The sequence below is a fragment of the Vibrio sp. 10N.261.51.A3 genome (assembly GCF_041471965.1).
GTDB lineage: Bacteria > Pseudomonadota > Gammaproteobacteria > Enterobacterales > Vibrionaceae > Vibrio > Vibrio crassostreae_C.
Window position 1 is genome coordinate 1 of sequence record NZ_JBFRPK010000157.1, and the last position, 4,721, is coordinate 4,721.

Genomic DNA, 4,721 nt, shown 5'->3' on the forward strand with positions numbered 1-4,721 from the left:
AATATCAGTTGACCACTACACCCGCGTAATTACCGACGTCATGGTTAGTAATGGCGAGTTGGTTGAAAAAGGTCAGCCATTATTTGCTATCGATGCCAGTAGCTACCAATTGAAAGTGGCACAAGCGAAAGCCGAACTGCATCAAGCGCGTGACTCTGATTCAGCAAAATGGCAGCAAGTACAGCGTTGGTGGTGACTGAGGTATTTTCACAGCATCCGTTTGTGGTGTGGACCATCAGCCTGTTCTTCTTCGACTTTATGCGCCGTCGAGCCACTACGCCAGCGAAGAAAGGTAAAATGTTGATGCCAACCTTCAACTGGATTTTGATTGTGGTGTTTGCTCAGCATACCACCATGGATATGCCGATGCGTATTCATGAAATTTTGGTATCCATGTTGATTACCATGGTAGTAGCAAAAACCATGGTGGCTCTGTTCCCTGTTGAGCAAGGAAACAAGCCTCCTGTATTTAAAGAACAGCCTGTCACATTTGAGAGCAGAGCAATTTCACTCGCGTTGATTGGTCTTGGTTTGGCATTCTTGATGATTGTCGACATTATCTCTGCAACGTTCTGCATGGTGCCAGTGATTGCTGCTGCAACCCAAACCACACACAAAAGCTTTATCGACGTGGTTGACCGCCGTTTTCAAACTCAAGTGGGCGGCTGTGCATTCGCCGTGGTGTTCACCTTGTTGATGGCAGGGCATCAATCTACATTCGGTTACTACACCATAGTGTTGGGTTTATTTGCCTTTATGATCACCGCATCAATGGCCAAAGCGAAAGGTTCAGCCAGAGACATTCATGCCGATGCGTTATTGGCGACTATGCTTCCGATTCAGTTGTACATGACCAGTAGCAATTTAGGGTTGGAAAGTACCTTCCTACGCGCTTGGGAGCTGACTGTGACTTTGTTTGTGCTGTGGGCTTTGTGTCATTTTGTTCGTAAGCCTAATGGTGAAGAGCCGGCACTCGTTCGCTAATAATCAAATCCGGCCAACCGATTATGGTCTGATTTGATTGCGCCTTTCATAAAATTAAAAAATGCTTTTACTTTGGCTGAATCTTCTAAATCTTTATGAGTCATCATCCATAGGTCTGTATTTTGGTGCATCACTTCCATATCTACTCTTTGCAGAGTTCCCTTACTGTTACCTAAAAAGCAGGGTAAGTAGGCTAACCCCATCTGATTTTCAGCCGCGATGATCAGGGGCTCAAAAGAGTCGGCTTTCATGACAATTTTGTCTTCCGAAATCAGTTCAGAAACCTGTAGCGAAGCACTGCCTCTATGCATCATTAACCAAGATGCAGACTTTAAGGGGTGCTTACTCTTAAGGCCATTTATATATTCTGGCGATCCGTAAACACCAAAGGCAATTTTACTTAACTTGGTCCCAACTAAATGGGCTGGCAACTCATTTGCCGGGCGAATCGCGATATCTGCATCTAGGTGCGAAATATCCAATTGACGAGATGTGAGGCTGAGTTCTAACTGAATTTTTGGATAAAGCCGATGAAAAGCAGCCAAATGAGTACCCAGAATGAGACGAGATAAGGCGTCGGTCGTCGTTATTCTTAGCGTTCCTTCTAGCTTCAATTCCTGTCCAAAAACCTTGTGTTCCAATTCTCTTACTGTGGATTCGATAGCGAGAGCTGACTCCAGAAGCTTTTGTCCTTCAACCGTTAGTTTGTATCCGGTAGGAAGTTTGTGGAAAATTCGTAATTTGTGACGATACTCAAAGGTGTCAATACGACGTAAAACGGTGCTGTGGTTTACACCAAGTGCTCTTGCCGCGGCCGACAGGGATCCTTCATTCGCCACTGTTAGAACATATTGTAGGTCATCCCATCTTATGTTGTGCATTTGCGCATATCCAACGTGTTCAATTAGTGAGTTTACCAAAAATTTAGCACAGCTATAGTTATCTCAACAAGGCAACAAACAGAACTGAAGTTCAAAGCATGCACTGATGGCACTTTTAATCTCCCACGCATTGAGCTTCAAAATTGACAATCAGGAGAAAGAAAATGTTAAAGAAAAATCTACTTATCGGTCTAGCGAGTCTTCTGGCTTTCTTTCAATTCACTCCAGCCTTTGCAGATGAAACAAAAGCAGTCGATTCAGCAAAGACACTAGAAACGGCTCAAGCATTCTTATGGGCGGCAGGCTCAGGTGATATGGCAAAACTCGAGTCATTAATGGCCGATGATTTTGTCTGGCACAACGAAGGTGACGCCGACATCCCTTGGATCGGTAACTGGGAGTCAAAAGAAAAAGTGCTCAACACTTTCTTTCCTCTATTTGGCGCAGGTTTGAAAGTCACAAGCTGGTCAACAGACTATAGTTTTGTAAACGGCGACCAAGCAGTATTCATGGGCAGCATGAGTGCCATTGCGAATGAATCTGGTGTAGACACGGGTAAATTCAGCTGGGCGGTTCGAGTTCAGGTTGAAGATGGCAAAGTGAAGAGTTGGAACTGGTTTGAGGATAGCTACGCAGTATCTAAAGCTTATCACGCCAAACAGTAACCACAGTGACCAATTAGGTTGTAAAGGCTCGATATGCTGTAGACGTATATCGAGCTTAACTTGGTTTTGAATAGCGACGCGAAGAGCCTATTCAACAATCCGACAGTTAAAAGGACACCTGAGACAATCTAGTTCTGAGTTTCAGTGTACGAGCCAAATAACGTACTTTGGCACTATTAAGTTTGGAGAAACTATCTATGAGCAATAAGCTAGCGAATGCGACTAATCTGTATATGGAAGGTATCCGAGATGGTCATGCATTAGAGGCGGTAACGAAGTACACCGGTCAACGTTATACTCAACATAGCACTGGGGTTCGCAACGGTATTGATGGTTTTGTTGAGTTCTTCGAACCGTTCTTAAAACGCTGCCCTGTTAGAGACATAAAGATCATACGTTCAATCGTCGATGGCCAATTCGTGTTTGTTCAAGCATTCCAAGATATTAATAATGGCGAATATAAGTGGGTGACTACGGATCTATTCGATACCGATAATGACGATAAAATTATTGAACATTGGGATGTGATTTCTGCCTTCGAAGCTCAACCGACGGAAGGGGAAGGTCGACTGCAAGGGCCAATCAATCATACTGACTTAGATAAAACAGAGGAGAATAAGAACCTTATCCGTGATTTTTTATGTGATGTCATGGTACTAGGGCAGAAAGACAAGCTATCAAAGTATCTCCAGCACGAAGAGCTAGCCGTTTATCAAGCCTCAGATGTGAGCCCTTTAGATAGCTATATTGGTGGCTATGACCAAGTGTTCAAGATTGTCGGTCAAGGTAACTTCGTAGCAGCTTACAGCCGAGTTATTGATAATGGTCTCGAGGTTGCGCGTTTTGATCTATTCCGAGTTGAGGGAGGTCAAATTAAAGAGATATGGGTAAACCAAGAGCCCGTGCCACCAAAAGCAGAATGGGTAAATGGCGGGAAGTTCTAGAGTCGCTTTAAGGGAGTTACGCCAATAATGCTATCGCTAAAACAAACCGAAAAAGCGCATCCTTGCTAACCTTACTGGTTGTGTGTGTTTAACCTCTTGAATCTTAGCCAACATGTTTTGTGATGGAAGAGTATTTACACTGTTTTACAACTCGCCTTAACGCTCAACAATGCAATCGCGCCCTTGAGATTTTGCGTCGTAGAGGGCGTTATCCGCTCTTTTAATTAATGAATTCCAGTCATCGTTTATGAGGGCTTGAGTCACTCCAATGCTGACAGTATACGTGCCAGAAGAGAGCTCTTGATTGGAGTTGTGTTTTGCGTGGTTTCTTATTCTTTCAGCTATCTGCATTGCTTGAACTTTATTCGCTCTAGGTAACATGACAACAAACTCTTCTCCACCATAGCGAAAACAGAAATCGCTTGTGCGGCATGTATCTTCAAGAATTTGACCAAAGTGCTTAATCACATCATCTCCCTTGTCATGACCATAGGTATCATTAATTTTTTTGAAGTGATCTAGGTCGGCAATCAGTACAGAAATGTCACTCTCTCGGCCTGGTTGAACAAGCTTGGGTATCAGTTCTGCTAGGCCTCTACGGTTATAAAGGCCGGTTTGTTCATCAGTGATCGATGAACGATAGGTCTGCTTCAACAAACGATCAGTTAAGATCCAAAACACTGAAAATGCGAGGCTAACAATTGTGATTGTCATGATAACGAAAGACAATTTATGAATATCTGATATCAGGTAATAGTTCGAGTTCGTTCCTTTGGTATGAGCAAGTACGCCCCGAATTGCCATATAGAGAATGTTGATGAACAGGGTCAGGTTCAACAGGCACTTTGCTTCTCTGTTATCGTGCTTTTCCCCTGAATTGTTTGCACAGAGGGCTAAGATACAGATTGTCACAACGAGAATACTTCGAGCCTCGATCCTAGAAGTAACAGAAGGCGCAATTATGGCGCTATAAAGGAAGAAGCTAATGCCAAGGGAGCTAATGATGATTGATATTACGAGAAAAGATCGACTTGCTCCGCGTAACACGGTTATACCGACGAGTAACAAAGGCTTTGTTTCCTAAATCAGGGAACTAATGCTTAAAGCTACGATCAGATCATCTAAGTTCACTCACATACTTAGAGCAATGCCAAAGCCTCGCTACAGAACAACTAACTGGAAACAATATAACCAAGCCCTAATCAATCGAGGTTCACTGACATTCTGGATTGATGAGGAAGCGATTC

At 43.4% G+C, this 4,721-nt stretch carries 4 protein-coding genes and 3 pseudogenes; 5 read left to right on the forward strand and 2 right to left on the reverse strand.

Features of this window, described 5'->3' with window-relative positions:
* Positions 1 to 40: 40 nt before the first annotated feature.
* Positions 41 to 181 (forward strand): annotated as a pseudogene (locus AB4371_RS22380) (biotin/lipoyl-binding protein); the annotation flags it as partial.
* Positions 169 to 984 (forward strand): annotated as a pseudogene (locus AB4371_RS22385) (DUF2955 domain-containing protein); the annotation flags it as partial. The pseudogenes AB4371_RS22380 and AB4371_RS22385, both read left to right, overlap by 13 nt.
* Here AB4371_RS22385 and AB4371_RS22390 read toward each other — a convergent pair.
* Positions 981 to 1,865, reverse strand: coding sequence for a LysR family transcriptional regulator (locus tag AB4371_RS22390; RefSeq protein ID WP_017059087.1), 885 nt, complete (start codon positions 1,863 to 1,865; stop codon positions 981 to 983). The pseudogene AB4371_RS22385 and the gene AB4371_RS22390 sit on opposite strands and share 4 nt — an antisense overlap.
* 164 nt (positions 1,866 to 2,029) lie before the next feature.
* Here AB4371_RS22390 and AB4371_RS22395 point away from each other — a divergent pair, with 164 nt between their 5' ends.
* Together AB4371_RS22395 and AB4371_RS22400 are read left to right on the forward strand one after the other, a co-directional pair.
* Positions 2,030 to 2,530, forward strand: coding sequence for a nuclear transport factor 2 family protein (locus AB4371_RS22395; protein WP_017068568.1), 501 nt, complete (start codon positions 2,030 to 2,032; stop codon positions 2,528 to 2,530).
* Between the two features lie 197 nt (positions 2,531 to 2,727).
* Positions 2,728 to 3,474: a nuclear transport factor 2 family protein gene (locus AB4371_RS22400; protein ID WP_017059089.1), complete on the forward strand. Its 747-nt coding sequence runs from the start codon at positions 2,728 to 2,730 to the stop codon at positions 3,472 to 3,474.
* 156 nt (positions 3,475 to 3,630) lie between these two features.
* Here AB4371_RS22400 and AB4371_RS22405 read toward each other — a convergent pair whose 3' ends face one another.
* Entirely contained in the window at positions 3,631 to 4,521 is an 891-nt protein-coding gene (locus tag AB4371_RS22405) for a GGDEF domain-containing protein (protein WP_372150688.1), read from the reverse strand.
* A gap of 100 nt (positions 4,522 to 4,621) precedes the next feature.
* Between AB4371_RS22405 and AB4371_RS22410 the strand changes: the two are divergent.
* A pseudogene (locus AB4371_RS22410) lies at positions 4,622 to 4,721 on the forward strand (IS5/IS1182 family transposase); the annotation flags it as partial.